The sequence below is a fragment of the Streptomyces fuscichromogenes genome, from assembly GCF_014645815.1.
GTDB classification, from domain to species: domain Bacteria; phylum Actinomycetota; class Actinomycetes; order Streptomycetales; family Streptomycetaceae; genus Streptomyces; species Streptomyces fuscichromogenes.
The window spans coordinates 359,700-379,319 of the sequence record NZ_BMML01000004.1 but is presented as its reverse complement, the minus strand read 5'-3'; the positions used below and the strand labels follow the sequence as shown (position 1 = coordinate 379,319).

11 protein-coding genes and 2 pseudogenes are annotated in these 19,620 nt (G+C 69.6%); 5 read left to right on the top strand and 8 right to left on the bottom strand.

Features of this window, described 5'->3' with window-relative positions; genetic code table 11:
- Positions 1–3: 3 nt before the first annotated feature.
- Together IEZ11_RS11115 and ngcE are read right to left on the bottom strand one after the other, a co-directional pair.
- Positions 4–930: a carbohydrate ABC transporter permease gene (locus IEZ11_RS11115; protein ID WP_189262497.1), complete on the bottom strand. Its 927-nt coding sequence runs from the start codon at positions 928–930 to the stop codon at positions 4–6.
- A gap of 29 nt (positions 931–959) precedes the next feature.
- Complete coding sequence (gene ngcE, locus IEZ11_RS11110) at positions 960–2,411, bottom strand: N-acetylglucosamine/diacetylchitobiose ABC transporter substrate-binding protein (RefSeq protein ID WP_189262496.1); 1,452 nt, start codon at positions 2,409–2,411, stop codon at positions 960–962.
- 423 nt (positions 2,412–2,834) lie between these two features.
- On the opposite strand from ngcE, the gene IEZ11_RS11105 reads away from it, so the two are divergent.
- A complete protein-coding gene (locus IEZ11_RS11105; RefSeq protein WP_229712966.1) occupies positions 2,835–6,578 on the top strand; it encodes a GH92 family glycosyl hydrolase in 3,744 nt (1,247 codons plus the stop codon).
- Between the two features lie 342 nt (positions 6,579–6,920).
- Positions 6,921–7,799 (top strand): annotated as a pseudogene (locus IEZ11_RS11100) (IS200/IS605 family accessory protein TnpB-related protein); the annotation flags it as partial.
- Here IEZ11_RS11100 and IEZ11_RS11095 read toward each other — a convergent pair.
- Positions 7,793–8,395: pseudogene (locus IEZ11_RS11095) on the bottom strand (glycoside hydrolase family 92 protein); the annotation flags it as partial. The pseudogenes IEZ11_RS11100 and IEZ11_RS11095 overlap by 7 nt on opposite strands.
- Before the next feature lie 362 nt (positions 8,396–8,757).
- A complete protein-coding gene (locus IEZ11_RS11090; protein ID WP_373294893.1) occupies positions 8,758–9,849 on the bottom strand; it encodes a lytic polysaccharide monooxygenase in 1,092 nt (363 codons plus the stop codon).
- A 251-nt stretch (positions 9,850–10,100) separates the two neighbouring features.
- Between IEZ11_RS11090 and IEZ11_RS11085 the strand changes: the two genes are divergently transcribed.
- Positions 10,101–10,715, top strand: a complete 615-nt coding sequence (locus IEZ11_RS11085; protein WP_229712950.1) for a Uma2 family endonuclease — start codon at positions 10,101–10,103, stop codon at positions 10,713–10,715.
- Between the two features lie 69 nt (positions 10,716–10,784).
- Here IEZ11_RS11085 and IEZ11_RS11080 read toward each other — a convergent pair whose 3' ends face one another.
- Entirely contained in the window at positions 10,785–12,296 is a 1,512-nt protein-coding gene (locus tag IEZ11_RS11080) for a HAMP domain-containing sensor histidine kinase (RefSeq protein ID WP_189262494.1), read from the bottom strand.
- On the bottom strand, positions 12,293–13,018 hold the full coding sequence (locus tag IEZ11_RS11075; protein WP_189262493.1) for a response regulator transcription factor: 726 nt from the start codon (positions 13,016–13,018) through the stop codon (positions 12,293–12,295). The genes IEZ11_RS11080 and IEZ11_RS11075 overlap by 4 nt, the downstream gene beginning before the upstream one ends.
- Positions 13,019–13,296: 278 nt before the next feature.
- Between IEZ11_RS11075 and IEZ11_RS11070 the strand changes: the two genes are divergently transcribed.
- Together IEZ11_RS11070 and IEZ11_RS11065 are read left to right on the top strand one after the other, a co-directional pair.
- Complete coding sequence (locus IEZ11_RS11070; protein ID WP_189262492.1) at positions 13,297–16,980, top strand: S8 family peptidase; 3,684 nt, start codon at positions 13,297–13,299, stop codon at positions 16,978–16,980.
- 57 nt (positions 16,981–17,037) lie between these two features.
- Complete coding sequence (locus IEZ11_RS11065) at positions 17,038–18,039, top strand: response regulator transcription factor (protein ID WP_189262491.1); 1,002 nt, start codon at positions 17,038–17,040, stop codon at positions 18,037–18,039.
- Between the two features lie 64 nt (positions 18,040–18,103).
- Here the strand turns inward: IEZ11_RS11065 and IEZ11_RS11060 are convergent, their stop codons facing one another.
- Together IEZ11_RS11060 and IEZ11_RS11055 are read right to left on the bottom strand one after the other, a co-directional pair.
- Positions 18,104–18,469 (bottom strand): hypothetical protein, encoded by a 366-nt coding sequence (locus IEZ11_RS11060; protein ID WP_189262490.1) that lies wholly within the window; start codon positions 18,467–18,469, stop codon positions 18,104–18,106.
- A gap of 120 nt (positions 18,470–18,589) precedes the next feature.
- On the bottom strand, positions 18,590–19,528 hold the full coding sequence (locus IEZ11_RS11055) for a branched-chain amino acid ABC transporter permease (protein WP_189262489.1): 939 nt from the start codon (positions 19,526–19,528) through the stop codon (positions 18,590–18,592).
- Between the last annotated feature and the right edge of the window lie 92 nt (positions 19,529–19,620).

The window sequence follows — 19,620 nt, the reverse complement described above, 5'->3', positions numbered from 1 at the left end:
GCTTCAGTACTCCAGCCGCTCGCGACGGCCCAGCCGCATCACGATCGCCGCGAAGGCGAGCGTGACGACCAGCAGGGCGACGCCGATGGTGGTGGCGTAGGCGGCCTGACCGTCCCGGAACGCCTTCTGGTACACGTACAGGACCATCACGGTCGTCGAGTAGTCCGGACCGCCCGGTCCGGTCGTCATGATCTGTACGACTGCGAACGACTCGGCGCCGAGCGCGAGGATGCCCATGTAGACCCAGCCGGACTGCACGGTGTCCCAGAGCAGCGGCAGGGTGAGGCGGAAGAAGGTGGTGGCGCGGCCGGCGCCGTCGAGCAGGGCGGCCTCGTACAGGTCGGTGGGGATGGACGCCATGCCCGCCGAGAAGAGGACCACGAAGAAACCGACCGAGGACCAGACCAGTACGGCCATCACGCACCACAGGGCGAGGCTCGGGTCGCCCAGCCAGAGTGGCTGGATATTGTCCAGACCGATTCCGCGGAGCAGTGAATTGATCGCGCCGCTGTCGGGGTTGTAGGCGAAGGCGAACAGCAGCGAGATGATCGCGATCGACAGCACCTGCGGGAAGAAGTAGACGATCTTGTAGAAAGAGGAGCCCCGGACTCCGGATATCACCGGGCCTCCCCTTCTTCTCCGGCCACCCACATTGATCATGAAGGCGAAGAACAGCGCCAGGCTGATCGTCACCAGCGGCAGCACGACCGCGAACATCAAGCTGTGCTGCAAGGACTTCCAGAAGACGTCGTCGTGCAGCATCCTCCGGTAATTGTCCAGGCCGACCATCTTGAATTCGGGGCTCAGGCCGGTCCAGTCCGTGAACGAGTAGTAGATGGACTGGATGAACGGCCACACCACGAAGAGCGCGTACAGTCCGAGGGGCAACGCCAGAAACCCCACGATGAACCGGTACTTGCCGTGCTGCATCGCCACTCCGGTGCCGAGAGGGTTGCTGGTTACTGGTGCTTGTAGTGCTTGATCGTGGTGTCCTTGGCGGTCTCGTCGGCGAAGCCCTGGATCTTCTTGATCGCCTCCGCCGGGGTGAGCCGGCCGGCCATCATCTCGCCGAGTCCGGCGACCCCGATCTTCTCCTTCTGGAGCTGCACGTACCAGTCCTGGAGCCGCGGGTTGACCACGTTCGACCCGGCCAGCTTCAGCGCGGCGACACCGGAGGTGAGGCCGGGGGTGAGGGTGATGCCGTCGGTGCCGCCGTTGTAGGCGGTCAGCGACTTCACCTTCGTCGTGAAGTTCTTCGAGGAGGCCTCGCTGAGCATGATGCGCAGCTGCTCCATGCCGCCCTGGGCGTTCGCCGCCTTGGCCGGGACGATGAACGGCTCGCCGCCGGAGGCCCAGATGGTGCCGAACGGCATCTTGTCGTTCTTGTCGATGCCGGTGGGCGCGGAGACGGCGAGGTCGAAGTCGGAGGGGATGACGTTCGCCGACTCGTTCTCGACCCAGGAGCCGTTCGGGATGAACAGCGCCTTGCCCTGCGCCCAGGCGGTCTGTGACTGGATGTGGTCGATGCCGGGGGTGCCCTTGAGGATGTAGCCCTTCTTGTAGAGCTCGTAGTAGGCCTCGAAACACGCCTTGACGGCCGGGTGCTTCCAGGCGTTCGGCTCCAGGTTGTCGATGGCGTTCAGGACCTCGACGCCGCCGACCTTGCCGATCATCGGGTAGAGCGAGAAGGGGATGTAGTAGGGGTACTTGCCGGCATAGGTCCAGCCGGCCATGCCCTTCTTCTTGGCCTTCTCGCAGACGGCGATCATCTGGTCCCAGGTCTGCGGGTACTCCGCGTCCAGCGAGTCCAGGGCCTTCTGCGAGTACCAGACGCCGTAGACCGTGTAGGCGTAGTACATGATCCAGACCGGGTCTCCGTCGAACTGGCCCATCTCGACGATGCCGGGCCGGAGCGTGTCGCGGACCTTCTTGTTCGGGTCGTCGAACGACGGGGCGTCGAGGAGCGGGGTGAGGTCGGCCAGCTGGTTCTTGCCGACGAGCACGCCCATGTCCATCTGCTCGGCGCCGGAGTTGTCGATGAGGTCCGGCGGGGTGCCCTGGTTGAAGCGCGGCTGGAGGGTGGACTGGATCTTCTGGGTGGCGGAGAACTTGACCGTGGCCTTCGGGAAGTCCTTCTCGTAGATCTTCACCGCGTCCTGGGCGTACTCCTTGCCGAAACCGCCGTCGAAGAGGACGAATTCCATCTTGGCGGTCTCGTTGACGCCCAGCGGGTTCTTGGCCGTCTTCTTGCCGGCCTTGTCCTTGGACTGGCCGCCCCCGCCGCTGCTGGCGCAGGCGGAGAGGAATCCGACGGTGGGGACCGAAATCAGGCCGAGTGCGGCAGAACGCTTGATCAGATCGCGCCGGCCGACACCCTCGGCACCGGGGTTCGCTGCGGAAGGGGATCCCATGCTCAAGTCCACGCCTTCTCCAGGACTCAGGCGGTGAACCGGATCCTCCCGGCACCGCGGTCGGGTAGTGCTGGGTCGTGCAGGAAGTCATGCGGGAAACGCCGACAGGTATAGTCCACTTCCCGTCAGCGGGGCAAGATCGAATGCAAGGTTGGCCACGGGTCTTTTCCTAGTTGAGACCTGTCGGAAATATGAGCGATCTCTGTACGCCTTGCCGGAAAAAGAGCCGACATAGCCCCCTGAATGCCGCACCCAACACCCTTGACATCACGGGTCACTTGACCACCTACTGGTTCCTGCGCCACGCAGCTGACAACGTTGTCTCATGTGGCAGGGAGGGTACCCGTTGTGATGCAGCGGAGAACGCAGCGAAGAACAGGACACCGATCTGGTACGGCGGTCGTGATCGCGGCCGCCGTAGTCATGACCCTGGGCTCCCAGGGGGCCGCGGTGGCCCTGCCAGTGAAGGCACCGGCCGCCGCGACGCAGTTCGCATCCTCGTTCGAGTCTGGCGATCCGTCACCGGACTGGACCGACACCGTGGACACCGACCCCGGTGGCGCACCGCGGGCCTCGGGCGTGGACGGCGGCTACAGCACCGGCATCCCCGGCAATGTCACCGACCATGTGACCGACGTACGGGCGAGCGGCGAGAACACCGGCGCGGGCGAGGTCAAGGAGAACCTCGTCGACGGCGAGCCGGGCACCAAGTGGCTCACCTTCGAGCCCACCGGCTGGGTCGAGTTCGACTTCGACAAGCCCATCAAGCTGGTGACCTACGCCCTCACCTCGGCGAACGACTACGACGAGCGCGACCCGAAGGACTGGACCCTCCAGGGCTCGACGGACGGCAAGGACTGGAAGACCGTCGACACCCGGACCGGCGAGTCCTTCCCGGAGCGGTTCCAGACCAACTCCTACGACCTCTCCGCGCCCGCCGAGTACCAGCACTTCCGGCTCGACGTCACGCGGAACAACGGCGCCTCCGACATCCTGCAGATCGCCGACCTGCAGTTCTCCACGGGCGGCAGCGGCGGTCCGGTGCCCCAGGACATGCTCTCGCTGGTCGACAAGGGGCCCAGCGGTTCGCCGACCGCGAAGGCGCGGGCCGGGTTCACGGGAACGCACGCACTGCGCTACGCCGGGCGGCACACCGCGAGCGGCCGGGCGTACTCGTACAACAAGGTCTTCGACGTGAACGTCGAGGTCGGCCGCGACACGCGGCTGGGCTACCGGATCTTCCCGTCCATGGCCGACGGCGACCTCGACTACGACGCCACGAACGTGGCGGTGGACCTGGCCTTCACGGACGGGACCTATCTGAGCGACCTCGGGGCCGTCGACCAGCACGGGTTCGGGCTGTCGCCGCGCGCGCAGGGCGCCTCGAAGTCGCTGTACGTCAACCAGTGGAACAACGTCTCGTCGGTGATCGGTTCGGTCGCGGCCGGCAAGACGGTGGACCGGATCCTGGTGGGCTACGACTCCCCCGCCGGGCCCGCCAAGTTCCGCGGCTGGATCGACGACGTGTCGCTGAAGCCGGTGGCCCCCGAGAAGCCGAAGGCGCATCTGGCCGACTACGCGCTCACCACCCGCGGCACCAACTCCAGCGGCAGCTTCTCGCGCGGGAACAACTTCCCGGCCACCGCCCTGCCGCACGGCTTCAACTTCTGGACGCCGGTGACCAACGCGTCCTCGGAGAGCTGGCTGTACGAATACGCCCGCGCCAACAACGGCGACAACCTGCCGACGATCCAGGCGTTCAGCGCGAGCCATGAGCCGAGCCCCTGGATGGGCGACCGGCAGACCTTCCAGCTGATGCCGTCCGTCGCCTCCGGCACCCCGGACACCGGCCGGGAGGCACGCGAGCTGGCCTTCCGGCACGCGAACGAGACCGCCCGGCCGTACTACTACGGGGTCCGGTTCGAGAACGGCCTGAAGGCCGAGATGACGCCGACCGACCACGCGGCCGCCCTGCGCTTCACCTACCCGGGCGACGACGCGAGCGTGATCTTCGACAACGTGACCGAGCAGGCGGGCCTGACCCTCGACAAGGAGCACGGGATCGTCACCGGCTACTCCGACGTCAAGTCCGGCCTGTCGACGGGCGCGACCCGCCTCTTCGTCTACGGCGTCTTCGACAAGCCGGTGACGGGCGGCGACTCCAGCGGGGTGAAGGGCTACCTGCGCTTCGACGCGGGCGCCGACCGCACCGTCACGCTCCGCCTGGCCACCTCCCTCATCAGCGTCGACCAGGCCAAGGACAACCTGCGCCAGGAGATCCCGGACGGCACCTCCTTCGACACGGTGAAGGCACAGGCGCGGAAGGTCTGGGACAGGCTGCTCGGCAAGGTGGAGGTGGAGGGCGCCACGGCCGACCAGCTCACCACCCTCTACTCCAGCATGTACCGGCTGTACCTGTACCCCAACTCCGGCTTCGAGAAGGTCGGTTCGACGTACCAGTACGCCTCCCCCTTCTCGCCGATGACCAGCCAGGACACCCCGACGCACACCGGCGCGAAGATCGTGGACGGCAAGGTGTACGTCAACAACGGCTTCTGGGACACGTACCGCACCACCTGGCCGGCCTACTCGTTCCTGACACCCACTCAGGCAGGCGAGATGGTCGACGGGTTCGTGCAGCAGTACAAGGACGGCGGCTGGACCTCGCGCTGGTCCTCCCCCGGGTACGCCGACCTGATGACCGGCACCTCCTCGGACGTGGCGTTCGCGGACGCCTACGTCAAGGGCGTGAAGTTCGACGCGAAGGCGGCGTACGAGGCGGCCCTGAAGAACGCGACCGTCGTACCGCCCTCCTCCGGCGTCGGCCGCAAGGGCATGTCCACCTCCCCCTTCCTCGGTTACACCAGCGACGACACCCGCGAGGGCCTGTCCTGGGCGATGGAGGGGTACGTCAACGACTACGGCATCGCCGAGATGGGCAGGGCGCTGTACGCGAAGACGGGCGAGAAGCGCTACCAGGAGGAGTCGGACTACTTCCTCAACCGCGCCCAGGACTACGTGGACCTCTTCGACTCCAAGGCCGGCTTCTTCCAGGGCAAGGACGCCCAGGGCGACTGGCGGATGGACTCCTCGTCGTACGACCCGCGGGTGTGGGGCTACGACTACACCGAGACCAACGGCTGGGGTTACGCCTTCACCGCCCCGCAGGACAGCCGGGGCCTGGCCAACCTGTACGGCGGCCGGGCCGGGCTCGCCGACAAGCTCGACGAGTTCTTCGCGACGCCCGAGACCGCCTCCCCCGACTTCGTCGGCTCCTACGGCGGGGTCATCCACGAGATGACCGAGGCCCGGGACGTGCGGATGGGCATGTACGGCCACTCCAACCAGGTCGCCCACCACGTCATCTACATGTACGACGCGGCCGGCGAGCCCTGGAAGGCGCAGGCCTACGTCCGTGAGGCGCTCTCCCGGCTCTACCTGGGCAGCGAGATCGGTCAGGGCTACCACGGCGACGAGGACAACGGCGAGCAGTCGGCCTGGTACCTCTTCTCGGCCCTCGGCTTCTACCCGCTGGTGATGGGCAGCGGCGACTACACGATCGGCTCCCCGCTGTTCAGGAAGGCCACCGTCCATCTGGAGAACGGCCACGACCTGGTGATCCGGGCGCCGCGGAACAGCGCGCGGAACGTCTACGTCCAGGGCGTGCGCGTCAACGGCAGCGCCTGGACGTCGACCTCGCTCCCCCACTCCCTCATCTCCAAGGGCGGTGTCATCGACTTCGCGATGGGTCCGAAGCCGTCGGCCTGGGGCACCGGCAGGAACGCCGCACCGGTCTCGATCACCAAGGACGACAAGGTCCCGACCCCGCGCGCGGACGTCCTCAAGGGCGGCGGAGCCCTGTTCGACAACACCTCGGCCACCCAGGATACGGTGACGTCGGTGGACCTGCCGGTGACCGGATCGGCCAAGGGCATCCAGTACACCCTCACCTCCCCGTCGGACCACACGAGGGCACCGACGGGCTGGACCCTCCAGGCCTCGACGGACGGCGCGAACTGGCGCACCGTGGACCACCGTTCGGGCGAGACCTTCGCCTGGGACCTCCAGACACGGGCGTTCACGATCCAGAGACCCGGGGCGTACGCGCACTACCGCCTGGTCCTGGACGGTGAATCGACGCTGGCGGAGGTGGAGTTGCTGGCCTGAGACGGCGACACGGCGAGAGGGGGCGGATCCGGTTCGGGTCCGCCCCCTCTGGAAGCCGACAGGTTCGCGGATTCTTGAAGGCCCAAGGCGGCGAACTGGTCGGCCATCTGAAGGTCGAGATGGCGATCGTCCAGCCGGTTGACGCACCAGGCGCTCGTACGCCCTGCGCTCGGAAGGGTTGTGAGTAGCTGGTGATCGGCGTCGTTTGAACGCGTTCTGGCGCGGATGAGTGAGTGTGCCGGGCGCTGGCGGGCGTGCTCCGGGCGGGGAAGGGGAGTTCTTGCGTCGAATGCGTGACCTTCACGGGTGGTGGTCGTTGGGTGGGGTGACGGATTTCGATGCCGGCTGTCCCTGCCCCTGGGCGAGAAGGGCAGCAGACACACTCCGGGCGGCTACCGCTCGCGCAAGGAGTGGCATGCCAAGTCCCGGCGTCTGCACGTCCTCGAAGACCGGCTCCAGGCGGCGCGGGCCCACTGGCAGGCCGGCACCGTGCATATGGTGCGCGGCGGGAAGCGACTGCTGGCCACCCGCCACCATCTTGATGCCGCCGGGCTCACCGAGGAGCAGTGGCGCACGCGGTGGCGGGCCGAACGGCGGTTCCTCCAGGCGGACGGTGAGTCCGGCAAGCGGTACGGCAACGAGACCCTCCGCGTCACCCCCGACGGCGAGGTCTCCCTCAGACTCCCCGCGCCGCTGGCGCATCTGGCGAACGCCCCGCACGGCCGGTACGTCCTGGCCGCGACGGTGTCGTTCGCGCACCGGGGCGAGCAGTGGGCCGACCGTGTCACCGCCAACCGGGCCGTGGCCTACCGCATCCACGAAGATGCAGGCCGGGGCCGCTGGTACCTGACCGCCTCCTGGACCCTCCCACCCGTCCGGGCGATCCCGCTGGAGGCCGCCCGCGCGAACGGCATGGTCGGTGTGGACACCAACGCCGACCACCTCGCCGCCTGGCGCCTGGACGAACACGGCAACCCGGTCGGCGCACCGCTCCGCTTCGGCTACGACCTCACCGGCACCGCCGACCACCGTGACGCCCAGGTCAGGCACGCACTGATCCGACTGCTGCACTGGGCCAGACGCCATCGCCTCGCCATCGCCGTCGAAGACCTCGACTTCACCGCCGAGACCACCCGGGAGAAACACGGCCGCAGGAAGCGGTTCCGCAAGCTGATCTCCGGCCTGCCCGTGGCCAGACTGCGGGCCCGGCTGGTGTCGATGGAGACCGTGGAATCTGCCGAGCCCACCTCGGAGCTGGCGGTCCGGATCAGCAGGGAGGCGGGCCTGTCGGCCGGGTAGGTGAAGCGGGCCGAGCCGGTGCGGGTGGTCGCGGTGAGGTCCGCGGTGACGCCGGAGGCGAGGCCCACCTCGTAGTGGCCGGGCTCGGCGGTCTCGTCGGCGTGGCTGAAGTCGGCCGCGTAGACGGTGTCCTCGGTGTCGGCAGCCGGGGACGAGGTGACCTCGCCGGCGTACGGGAAGAACGGGATGTCGCCGCTGCCGCCCGCCCAGCCGGTGCCGGACATGTGGGTCAGGCCGAAGCCGCGGATGCGGGTGGCGTCGTACTGGTAGCCACCCGGTGCGGCCGTCCTGGTCGCGTCGCCTCTGGCGTTCTCCGGGCTCCAGGAGAGCATGCCGAACGGCACGACGGCGCCCGGGAAGGTGTTGCCGCCGTTCCGGCTGCCCATCAGCGGATCGACGTACGCCGTGGGGTCCTTGACCGGTTCGGGGGGTGTGCTCGTGGTCGCCGCGAGGGCGGGGGTGGCACCGCCGGCCGCGAGTACCGAGGCCAGCAGCAGGGACATGGGTCGGAAACGCATGACGCGGCCCTTCCTCCTCCGGACGGGTCGCGCACCACAGGTCGCACAAGCCGCAGGGACAGTAACGTGCGCCACCGGTACCACGGAGGACCGCGCATGCCGCCGAGGGCACCGACCCGGTTCACCCGGTCAGGCGATCCCAAAGGCCTTGACGTCGTTGTCCGTTGAGACGGTAAAGTCATGTAAAGACCATGAGACAACGTTGTCGCCCAGCATGGCGTCGACACAGGCCGCACGGCACGACACGCACGAGGCACTTCGAGCAACTCCCCTCCGGACAGGCCTACCCACCCCCCTCGCCTGCCCGGCTCGCGGACCCGGTGCGCACCGGCACCGGGTCCGCCCAGAGCGGATCGCGGACGTCAACCGACCTGGCACGGCAGGCCGGTTGCGCTGTCCCCGCCGTCGCCCTGGACGACGTAGCCGAACGTCGTGCTCTGCCCGGGACTGAGCGAGCCGTTCCAGTCGGCGTTGTGGACCATCACACCCTGTCCGCTGTAGGTGGCGTTGCCGTTCCACAGGCTGGCCACCGACTGGCCGCCGGGGAGCGTCCAGTCGACCATCCAGCCGAGCATCGCCACATCGCCGCTGTTGGTCACGGTGACCTCGGACTGGTAGCCGCCGGGCCAGCTGTTGGTGGTGGTCCGGGTGGCGGTGCAGGTACCGGGCGGGGGCTGGGTGGGGCTGCCCGGGTCGTGGATGCCGGTGACCTCGCCGTTGCCGCCGTCGAAGACGACGTCCGAGCAGGAGTAGAAGGTCTCCGTGCTGTCCGAGCGCTGCCACACCATGTAGATGATGTGCCGACCGGTCTTGCCGGCCGGAAGCTGCCCGGTCCAGGAGTAGTTGGCCGCCACCGTGCCCGGGGTGCCGTTGAGCGGCGGGTGGTCGACGGTCAGGAAGGGCGTGTCCTCCATGTCGTCCCAGGTGAGCGGCTGGGTCGGGTCGTAGCCGTCCTTGGTGACGTAGACGTAGAACCAACCCGGGTGCGCCGCCCAGGCGTTGTAGGAGAAGTCCACGGTGGCACCGGAGGTCAGATGCGTGACCGGCCAGTCGTCGCGGGGCAGGTCGAAGCCGGTGAAGTTGGGGTTGCCGCCGCTGCACAGGGAGCCGTCCGGCACGAAGCCGCGGGTGCGGCCGGCGCCGTCCGAGCGCAGCACCGAGAACCAATTGTAGAACGGCGTGGTCCCGCTGACCTGCTGGGCCGCCTTGCAGGCCGGGTTGACGGGCTTGATCTCACCGGTGTCGGTGAGCGCGTCCTGCCAGCACAGGAAGGTCCGGCTGCCGGGCTTCATCGGGGTGCCGTGCGCCTGGGCCGGGGCACCGGCGGCCAGGATCAGGGCGAGGGCGGGGACGGTGGTGAGCAGGGCGAGGAGGGCGAGGAAGAGGGCCCGGCCCCGGGTGGGGCGGGGTAATCGGGGCAGGTGGGAGGAGAGTTGCCTTCTTGTCATAGTCATGACAGATCGACCTCTGTGTGGGGTGAACGGTCGTGCGCGGGTCATGGAGAGCGAACGCGGGGTGGAAGCGGGCCCGGCGCGTCGGCGGGTTCCGGTCCGCCGAAACATATGGGAGCGCTCCCACCCCACTCCCCTGTGAAACTAGCGCGGACGGGGGCGGCTGTAAACGGCGTGGCATGGCCTCACCGCTTCGGGTGGCGATACCTTCGTACAGAGAATCACGACGCGTAACAGCGTCCACACTCTCGCCCATGGGAGCAGTGATGACGACACGCCAGCAGGGACCGGCCAACGAGGACAACTGGATGTTCCCGCCTGCTGACGGCTGGACATTCGACCAGGTCAAGGACCTGGACCTGCCCTTCGACTGGGAACTCGTGGACGGATGGATCGTGGTCAAGGGGCGGCCCAAGTTCTGGCACAACGACGTACGGGAAGGCATCTCCGATGCCCTCAAAGCGGCGCGTACGAAGCCGTATCGGGTCCTGAGTGAGCAGTGTGTGATGGTGGACGAGCAGAACGTCGTCAAACCTGACGTGATCGTCTACGATCCCCGGAACCTTGACTACTTCGAGGTGGAGTGCATCCCGACGTCGCACCTCACCCTCGTCGTCGAGGTCGTCTCCCCAGGCTCCCGCCGCGACGACCGCGTGAGCAAGCCCGCACAGTTCGCCGCCGCCAAGGTCCCGTGCTACTGGCGGGTCGAGCTCGGCAGGGACCGGAAACTGGCGGTGCACGAGTACTGGCTCAACGCGGACACACACTCCTACTTCCCCGCCCCTCTGCACCCGGTGCACCACGGCAAGCTCGTGACCGACGTGCCGTTCCCCGTCCGGATCGACCTCGACGCCCTCGTCGGATTCTGATCACGCCCGTACGACCGGCGCACGACCGCGGCCGCCGTCACCGTCGCTCCCCGGCGGTCCCGGTGTCCGCTACACGGGTGCCGTGCGGGCGCCGATCGCCGTTTCGGTCGCGGGGAGTTCGGTGACCGGGAGTTCCAGGGTGAACTCGGTGCGGCCCGGGGCGCTCTGTACGTCGATACGGCCGCCGTGGGCCGCCATGATGGCCGAGGCGATCGCGAGGCCCAGGCCCGAGCCGCCCTCCAGGACGCCGGCGCGGGTGCGCGAGGTGTCCGCCCGGGTGAAGCGTTCGAAGACGGTCGGGAGCAGGCCGGGCGGGATGCCGGGGCCGTCGTCGCGGACCCGGATCACGCAGGTGGTGGGGGTGGCCCGGACCGCGGCGGTCACGGTGGTGCCGGCGGGGGTGTGGACCCGTGCGTTGGCCAGCAGGTTGGCCACCACCTGGTGCAGCCGGGCCTCGTCGCCCAGTACCAACGCCGGTGCGTCCAGGTCGAGGTCGAGCTGCCAGACGTGCCCGGCGCCGGCCGCCCGCGCGTCCCACACGGCCTCCGCAACCAGCGCGGCCATGTCCACCTCGGCGGACTGCAGCGGGCGGCCCTCGTCGAGGCGGGCGAGCAGCAGCAGGTCCTCGACCAGGCTGCGCATCCGGGCCGACTCGGCGTTGACCCGGCGCCAGGCCAGACCCGGCTCGATCCGGTCCGTGCCGCGGTTCATCAGTTCCGCGTACCCGGCGATGGAGGCGAGCGGGGTGCGCAGTTCATGGCTGGCGTCGGCCAGGAAGCGCCGCATGCGCTCCTCGCTCCGGCGCACCTGTTCCTCGCTGTGCTGGCGTTCCGCCAGGGACGCCTCGACGTGGTCGATCATGCGGTTGAGGGCGGCGCCGACCTGGCCGGCCTCGCTGCCGGGGTCGGTGTCCCGTTCGGGTACCCGGGTCAGGCCGGTCACCTGGCCCCGGCCGAGCGGCGCGTGGGAGACCTCGACGGCGGTGGCGGCGACCCGGCCGAGGGGGCGCAGCTGGCGTCGTATCACCACCGCGCAGACGCAGCCGGCCGCGGTGAGGCCGACGGCGGCCACCCCGGCCTCGATCTCGACCAGGCCGCTGATGGTGTCCAGCACGTCGTCCATGGGGAGACCGGCGAGGACCCGGATGCCGCTGGCGTCGATGGCGGTGACGCGGTAGGTGCCGAGGCCGGGGACGGCACGGGTGTGGGTCGAGCCGTCCGGTTCGAGGCCCTTGAGGGCGGTGGTCTGGGCGGTGGTGAGCGTGCGCGGGGGCGCGTCGTGGCCGACGACCGCCGCGCTGATGATGTTCCCCCGGGCGTCGAGGCGGGCGGCGAGCAGTCCGGCCGGCTGGCCGGTCTCGTTGAGGAAGGTCAGGTCGCGGGTGAGCCCCGGGTGCAGGGCGGCACCGCCGACGCCGCGCTCGGCCGCGTCGCTCACCCGGTCGTCCAGGTTGCCCAGCAGATAGGCGCGTTGGGCGAAGACGGTGGTCAGGGCCATCGCGGCGCAGACGCAGACGAGGACGGCGGTGATGAAGAGGAGCAGTCGCGTGCGCAGCGACCGGCTCCGCAGTCGGGCGGTCATCTGCCCTCCTCCACGGGTCGTACGACGTAGCCCATACCGCGCACGGTGTGGATCATCGGCGCCCGGCCCCGGTCGATCTTGCGGCGCAGGCTGGAGATGTAGACCTCGACGAGGTTGCCGCCGCCGTCGAAGGAGGTGCTCCACACGTGGTCGAGGATCTGGGCCTTGCTGAGCACCTGGCGCGGATGGTCCAGGAGCAGGCTGAGCAGGTCGAACTCCTTGGCGGTGAGCCTGATCTGGGCACCGGCCCGCTGCACCTCGCGGGACTCGCCGGCCAGCACCAGGTCGCCGAGCACGCGTACCGAGTCGTCGGGGGGCGGCTGTTCGGTGCCGGCCCGGCGCAGGAGTCCGCGCAGCCGCAGCACGACCTCCTCCACGGAGAAGGGCTTGGTGACGTAGTCGTCGGCCCCGGCCTCCAGTCCGTCGATCCGGTGTTCGATGGCATCGCGGGCGGTGAGCATCAGGACGGGCAGCCTCGGCATCTCGTAGCGGAGTCTGCGCAGCACCTGGAGGCCGTCGAGGTCGGGCAGCATGCCGTCGAGCACCACCGCGTGCGGAGCGCAGCCGCGGGCCAGTCGCAGGGCCGTCTGTCCGTCGAGCGCGGGGTAGGGACGCCAGCCCGCGTCCGCGACGGCGGCGGACAGCAGCTCGGTGAGACCGGGCTCGTCGTCGACGATCAGGACGCGGACGCGGCCGGTTCGGGACCCTGCGGTGGCGGACATGTCGCAAGTCTGTGCCGGTTCGCTGAGGGAACCCTGTGTTCCGGCTGAGCCGAAGCCGTGACAACACGGGCGCGGCGGCCGGAACGCGGACGCGAGGACCACGGGCGGCCGGACTCGCCGGGCTGGGGCTCCGCGCCGACTCCGGTGACCGAAGTGGGCATTGGCACGCTTTGGCCACCGTGATCCCTTGAGCCGCAGCCGACCCGGCGCCCACTCTGATCTTCGGCTTCCGCTCACCGGGCGGGAGCGTTTCCACGTTCAGGGGAGGACGTCCACCCATGCGAAGACTCCACGCCCTGTGGGCCGTGGCAGGAGCGGCCGGACTGCTCGCGGGGGCGATCACGCCCGCGACAGCCGCTTCGGGGTCCCCGGTCACCACACCCGTCACACCCCTCGCGGGTCCGAGCACCACCACCCCACCGCAGACCGTCACCCTCATCACCGGCGACACCGTGACCCTCACCGTCGGAGCGGACGGCAAGAACGCCGTCGACGTCCGGCGAGGCAAGGGCCGCGAGGCCGCCACCTTCCTGTCGAGCGAGAAGGACGGCCAGGTCAGCGTCCTGCCGTCGGACGCCATCCCGCTGATCCGGGCGGGCCGCCTGGACCCGGCTCTGTTCAACGTCTCCCAGCTGGTCGCGCAGGGGTACACGGACGCGAAGACCGGCAGCACCCCGGTCATCGCGACGTACGGCAAGGGCGCCGAGACCCCCGAGGGCGCGCGCCGGATGCTGGCGCTGCCCGGGATCGACGGCGCGGCGCTCAGCGCGAGGAAGTCGACCGCGTTCTGGTCGGACATCGCCCCGCCGCTCGGCACCGCGCCCACCGCGAAGGCCGCGAAGCGGCTCGGCGACGGCATCGACAAGATCTGGCTGGACGCCAGGGTGAAGGCGTCCCTCGACGTGAGCGTGCCCCAGATCGGCGCGCCCGAGGTGTGGAAGGCGGGCTACGACGGCACGGGCGTCAAGGTCGCGGTCCTGGACACGGGCGTGGACCTCGGGCACCCGGACCTGGCCGGGAAGATCGCCGACTCGGAGAGTTTCGTACCGGACGAGACGGTGCAGGACGGCTTCGGCCACGGCACCCATGTGGCGTCCACGATCGTCGGCTCGGGCGCGGCCTCGGGCGGCCGGTACAAGGGGGTGGCCCCGGGCGCCCAGCTGCTGGTCGGCAAGGTGCTGGACAACACGGGCAGTGGTCAGTCCTCCTGGATCATCGCGGGCATGGAGTGGGCGGCGCACTCCGGCGCGAAGATCGTCTCGATGTCCCTGGGCGGCACGGCGTCCGGCCCCTCCGACGTGCTCAGCGAGACCGTCGACGACCTGTCTGCGGCCACCGGCACACTGTTCGTGATCGCGGCGGGCAACGCGGGGCCGGGTGAGCAGACCGTGGGCACCCCGGGCATCGCCGACTCCGCGCTGACGGTGGGCGCGGTCGACAAGTCGGACCAGCTGGCCTCGTTCTCCAGCCGGGGTCCGCGCATCGGCGACTACGCGATCAAGCCGGAGATCACCGCGCCGGGCGTGAACATCACGGCGGCCCGCGCCGCGGGCACCAACATGCCCGGCAGTACGCCGGTCGACGACTACTACACGACGGCGAGCGGTACGTCGATGGCCACCCCGCATGTCGCGGGCACGGCGGCGCTGGTCGCCGAGGCGCATCCGGACTGGACGGGCGAGCAGATCAAGGAGGCCCTCGCCAGCACCGCGAAGACGAACCCCGACAACTCCGTGTTCGAGCAGGGCGACGGCCGGGTCGACGCGGTGCGCGCCGTCGAGCAGGGCGTCTTCGCGACCCCGACGCTGAGCTTCGGCGAGTTCGAGGACGGCGACACCGGGGCCGTCGAGAAGGACATCACGTACACCAACACCACCGACAAGGCGGTGGAGTTGAAGATCTCGTCGTCGCTCGCCGCCCTCACGCTGGGCGCCGACGCGCTGACCGTGCCCGCGCACGGCACCGCCGCGCTCCCGGTCACCGTCGACCCGGCGCAGGAGGCCCAGGGCCGCTACACGGGCCATGTCACGGCGAGTGCCGACGGCGTCCAGGTCACCACGGGCGTCGGCTTCCAGAGGGCGCCGAAGACGTACGACCTCAAGCTCTCGATCGTGGACCGCGAGGGCAACCCGTCCGCCGGGGCGTCGATCTACACGCTCCAGGAGCTGAACGGCGCCTACCCCGACGAGTACGGCTTCATCGGCTCCGGCTGGACCTGGCGGGTGCCGGCCGGCACCTACTCCATCGCGACCTGGATCCCGGACCGGGACGCGGGCGGTCAGGCCGTGGGCACGTCGATCGTCGGCAACCCGGAGATCAAGGTCGACGGGGACACCGCGGTGGTGCTCGACGCCCGCAAGGCGGTGGAGATCAAGCCGAAGACCAAGGAGGACTCCGAGTTCCAGGGGTTCAGCACCAACTGGTACCGCAGCGGGCCGGGCAGCGCCTGGGGGCTCACCTACAGCCAGGGCTTCTGGACCGATCACGTCTACGTGGCGCCGACCCAGCAGGTCACCGAGGGCACCCTGAGCTTCTACGCCAAGTTCCGCCTGTACGCGAAGGAGTTGACGGCGAGCGTCATCAGTCCGCAGAAGACGTCGCTTTCCTCGCTCTACTACTGCCAGACGTACGAGGACTTCCCGTTGAAGTTCAGCGGTGAGCACACGGTCGAGGCGGTGGACGCGGGCGGCGGAACCGCGGCCGACTTCGCGGGGCTCGACGTGAAGGGCAAGGTGGCGGTGGTCGCGCTCGGTGCCACGGAGCGGGCACAGTCCGCGCTGGACAACGCGACCAAGGCCGGGGCGGGTTACCTGATCGCCTATCGCAAGACCCCGGGCTTCTGGATCGAGGCGGTGGACCGGGCGACCACCGTCCCGCTGATGATCGCGACCGGCGAGCAGGGCGCCGCGCTCGGCAGCCTGCTGAAGACCGGCAAGAAGGTCAGGCTGAAGCTGGACTCCACGCCGACCAGCCCCTACGTCTACAACCTGCTCGCCGCGCAGAGCGGTGCCATCACCGCGAACCAGACCTACCGCCTGGACAAGTCCGACACGGTGAAGCGGACGGCGCGTTACTTCGGTGCCACGGCAGGCGACATGGGCGCGGACACCCTGTACACCTTCCGGCCCTGGCAGCGCTTCGGCATCGAGACCAGTGTGCCCACGCAGTTGGGCACGGAGCGCGACGAGTACTACTACGTCGACCCGGACACCCGTACCTGGCACGTCGTCTATCCGAAGTGGGACACGCTGAAGGGCGAGTGGAGCCCGCTGCGCACCTTCACCGAGCCGGGAACCGAGTCCGCCGAGGACTGGCTGCGCCAGGTGGTCCGGCCGGGCAGCAGCCAGGAGTACGGGCTCTCCGCTCGCGACGGAGACAGACTCACCTTCCGGGTGCCGGAGTTGACCGACTCCACGCCGGGCCACTACGGAGCGATCGACGGCATCGACAACACCGCGAAGGGCAAGCTCTACGCGGACGGGCAACTGGTCGGCGACTCCACGCTCGGCGGGTACGGCACCTTCGACGTGGCGGCGGACAGGACCGCGTACCGCTTCGAACTGGACGTGCAGCGCAGGGCGGAGTGGGCCAGGTACTCGACGAGCACGCACACCGAGTGGACCTTCTCCTCCGCGCACACCGACACCAAGACGGCGCTGCCGCTGCTCACGGTCGGCATCAGCCCGAAGCGCCTCGACCTGCTCAACCGGGCCGACAGCAGGCACAAGGTGAAGATCGCGCTCCCGGTCGCGAACCAGCTGGGGAGCGTGCAGGTGAGCAGTCTGCAGGCCTGGGTCTCCTACGACGACGGCACGTCCTGGACGGAGGTGAAGGTGAAGAACGGCACGGCGCGGTTCCGGCCGGCGAAGGGCGCCGAGACGGTGTCGCTGCGGGTGCGGGCCGCCGACCGGGACGGCAACGGGATCGACCAGACCGTGCTGCGGGCGTTCGGCCTGAAGTGAGCAACGCCCCAAGCCACTGTAAGGATTCTTAACAAAGAACCTCTACCGTGGCGAGCCATGGTGAACACGGCACAAGATCCTGCGGGACAGACCCCTGCCGCGAGCCCCTGGGCCGCGGTGGGGGTCTCCGCCTTCGACGAGGTGGTGTACCAGTCGATTCTGCATCAGCCCGACGCCGGCGCGGCCGGCTGGGCGCTGCTGACCGGGGCGACCCCGGCCCGACTGCGCGAGGCCTGCAACCGGCTGCTCACCCTGGGACTGCTCCAACCGCCCGACTCCATGGGCGGGTTACGGGCGGTCGACCCGCGGGTGGCGATCCGCGCGCTGATCCGGCGGCGCGAGACGGAGTCCGAACTGCTCGCCGCCACCGCCGAGGAGATGGCCACGGCGTACGAGGCCGGGCTGCTGCGCGAGGAACCGTCCCGGCTGATCGAGGTCGCCTCCGGCGAGGGCGCCATCGCGGCCCGTCTGGAGGAGATGTACGCCCGCGCCGAGCACGAGGTGTGCCTCTTCGACACTCCGCCGTACCTCGCCCCGCCCGCACCGCAGGCGAACCTCCAGGCCGATCTGCTGAAGCGCGGGATCGTCTCACGCGGCCTCTACGCGGCGAGTGACCTGGAGGATCCGAGCGCTCTGTCCCGAGTCCGGAACATGGTCGAACTCGGCGAGCAGGCACGGGTGTTGCCGTCCGTGCCGCTCAAGCTGCTGGTGGTCGACGGACGCCGGGCGATGCTCCCGCTGACCTCGTCCGCGGCGGGCGGCTACTGCGCCGTCGTCGTGTGGCACTCGGCGGTCACCGAGGCCCTGCAGAAGCTCTTCGAGCTGGCCTGGCAGCAGGCGACTCCGCTCGGCCGGCCCGTGGTGGGCGGCGAACTCTCCAAGGACGAGCAGGCGTTGACGCGGCTGCTGGCGGCCGGGATGAAGGACGAGGCGGTGGCCCGGCATCTGGGGGTGAGTCTGCGCACACTGCGGCGGCGGGTGAGCGACCTTCAGGAACGGCTCGGCGCGGCGAGCCGGTTCCAGCTGGGGCTGCGGGCCGCTCAGCGCGGCTGGCTGTAGCAAGCGGTGCGGGGCCGCACTCCCGGAGGAACGCGGCCCCGACCGCCGATCTGCTCCTTGCGGATCAGGCTGCACAGCACGTACTGAGACATGCGCCATGCTTCGGTTGCGGTACGCGCTCCACGGTCTCATCGTCGTCGGGCCGCTCCGGACCGGTGCTGCCGCTGCTGAGCCCGGCCGCGACGGCGGTGGCCGTCTCCTTCCAGGCGGTCAGCTCTGCGGTCGCGAGGTGCGGCCGGCCGGTGGAGAACGACGGCAGCGCGAACATCCAGGGGAAGGCCTTGGACATCCGCTCGGCGAGCGAGCCGCGGTCGTCGAGGGTGACGGTGATGAGCTGCGCGGCCAAGTTCAGCAAGCCGGCACGACCCTCGGCCTCGGCGAAGACCTCGGCGGAGTGCTTGCCCAGGTCCGAGGAGCGCCGAGTCGCCATGGGAGGTCTGCTGCGATGGCCGTGGATCCATGGTGTTCGGAACTCACGGCCGGTCGATCGTCGAGATGGGGAACGCACCACGAAGGCGGTGGCGTCGGGTCGGCGAAGCCGATGCCACCGTCATGCGTGCTCTGGAGTTCGGGGGATGGCGGTGGAGGCGATGTCCGCATCGGGCGTGGGTGTCCGGTGCCGGACGCACGGGAGTCGGACGGCGCGGCTGATCAAAGGCCAGGCCCCTTGCGGGGCGAAGCGCACGATCGCGATCAGCAGGACTCCTTCGATGACCATGGACAGTGTCTGCTGGTCCTGGAGCGCACGCGTCAGCCCGTAGTAGACGACGCCGACGCCGACGACGGGTCCGAGCACGGTACCCGCGCCGCCGACCACGGTCATGAGGACGGCGTTCAGACTCCAGTTGACGCTCGCCACGCCGTCCGGGGAGATGACGACGAACTGGAAGGCGATCACCGCTCCGGCCAGGCCGGTGAGCGTGCTGGTGGGGACGAGAGCGGCGAGCCGGTGTCGGTGGACGGAGACACCGAGTCCCGCGGCGGCCGGTTCGTTGTCGCGGACGGCTGTGAGCCGCAGGCCGAAGGCGCTGTGCCGGACGTAGAGGGCGAGCGCCATGGCCAGGGCCGCGACGAGGACCGCGATCTGGTACAGGTTGCCCCCGCTGGGAATCCGCTCCGTGGGGAGCGTCAGGCCGCCGGCGCCGCCGGCCCACTTCCAGTTGCTGAGCAGGGCCTGGACGGCGACGGAGACGGCCAGCGTTCCCACGGCGAAGTAGTCGCCGCGCAGCCGCAGCAGCGGTACGGCGAGCAGCAGGGCGAGGGGACCCGCGCCGACACCCGCGCCGAGCAGGGCCACCGGCCAGGGCAGACCCGTGTGGACCAGGATCAGCGCGGTGGTGTAGCCCCCGGTCGCCATGAACGCGGCGGCACCGAGGGAGACCTGGCCGCTGAAACCGGCCAGGACGTTCCATTCCTGGGCGATGGTCAGATACGTCAGAACTGGTACGACCCCGGCCTCGCGCCCCTCGGACTGCGCGACTGGAGGCACTTCCGCTCCCTGAACGGCCGACGCGAGCTGCACTTCCTCCGCGTCGGATCGGCCGACCACGCCGGCTACCAGCTCAAGGACGTCGGGGCCGG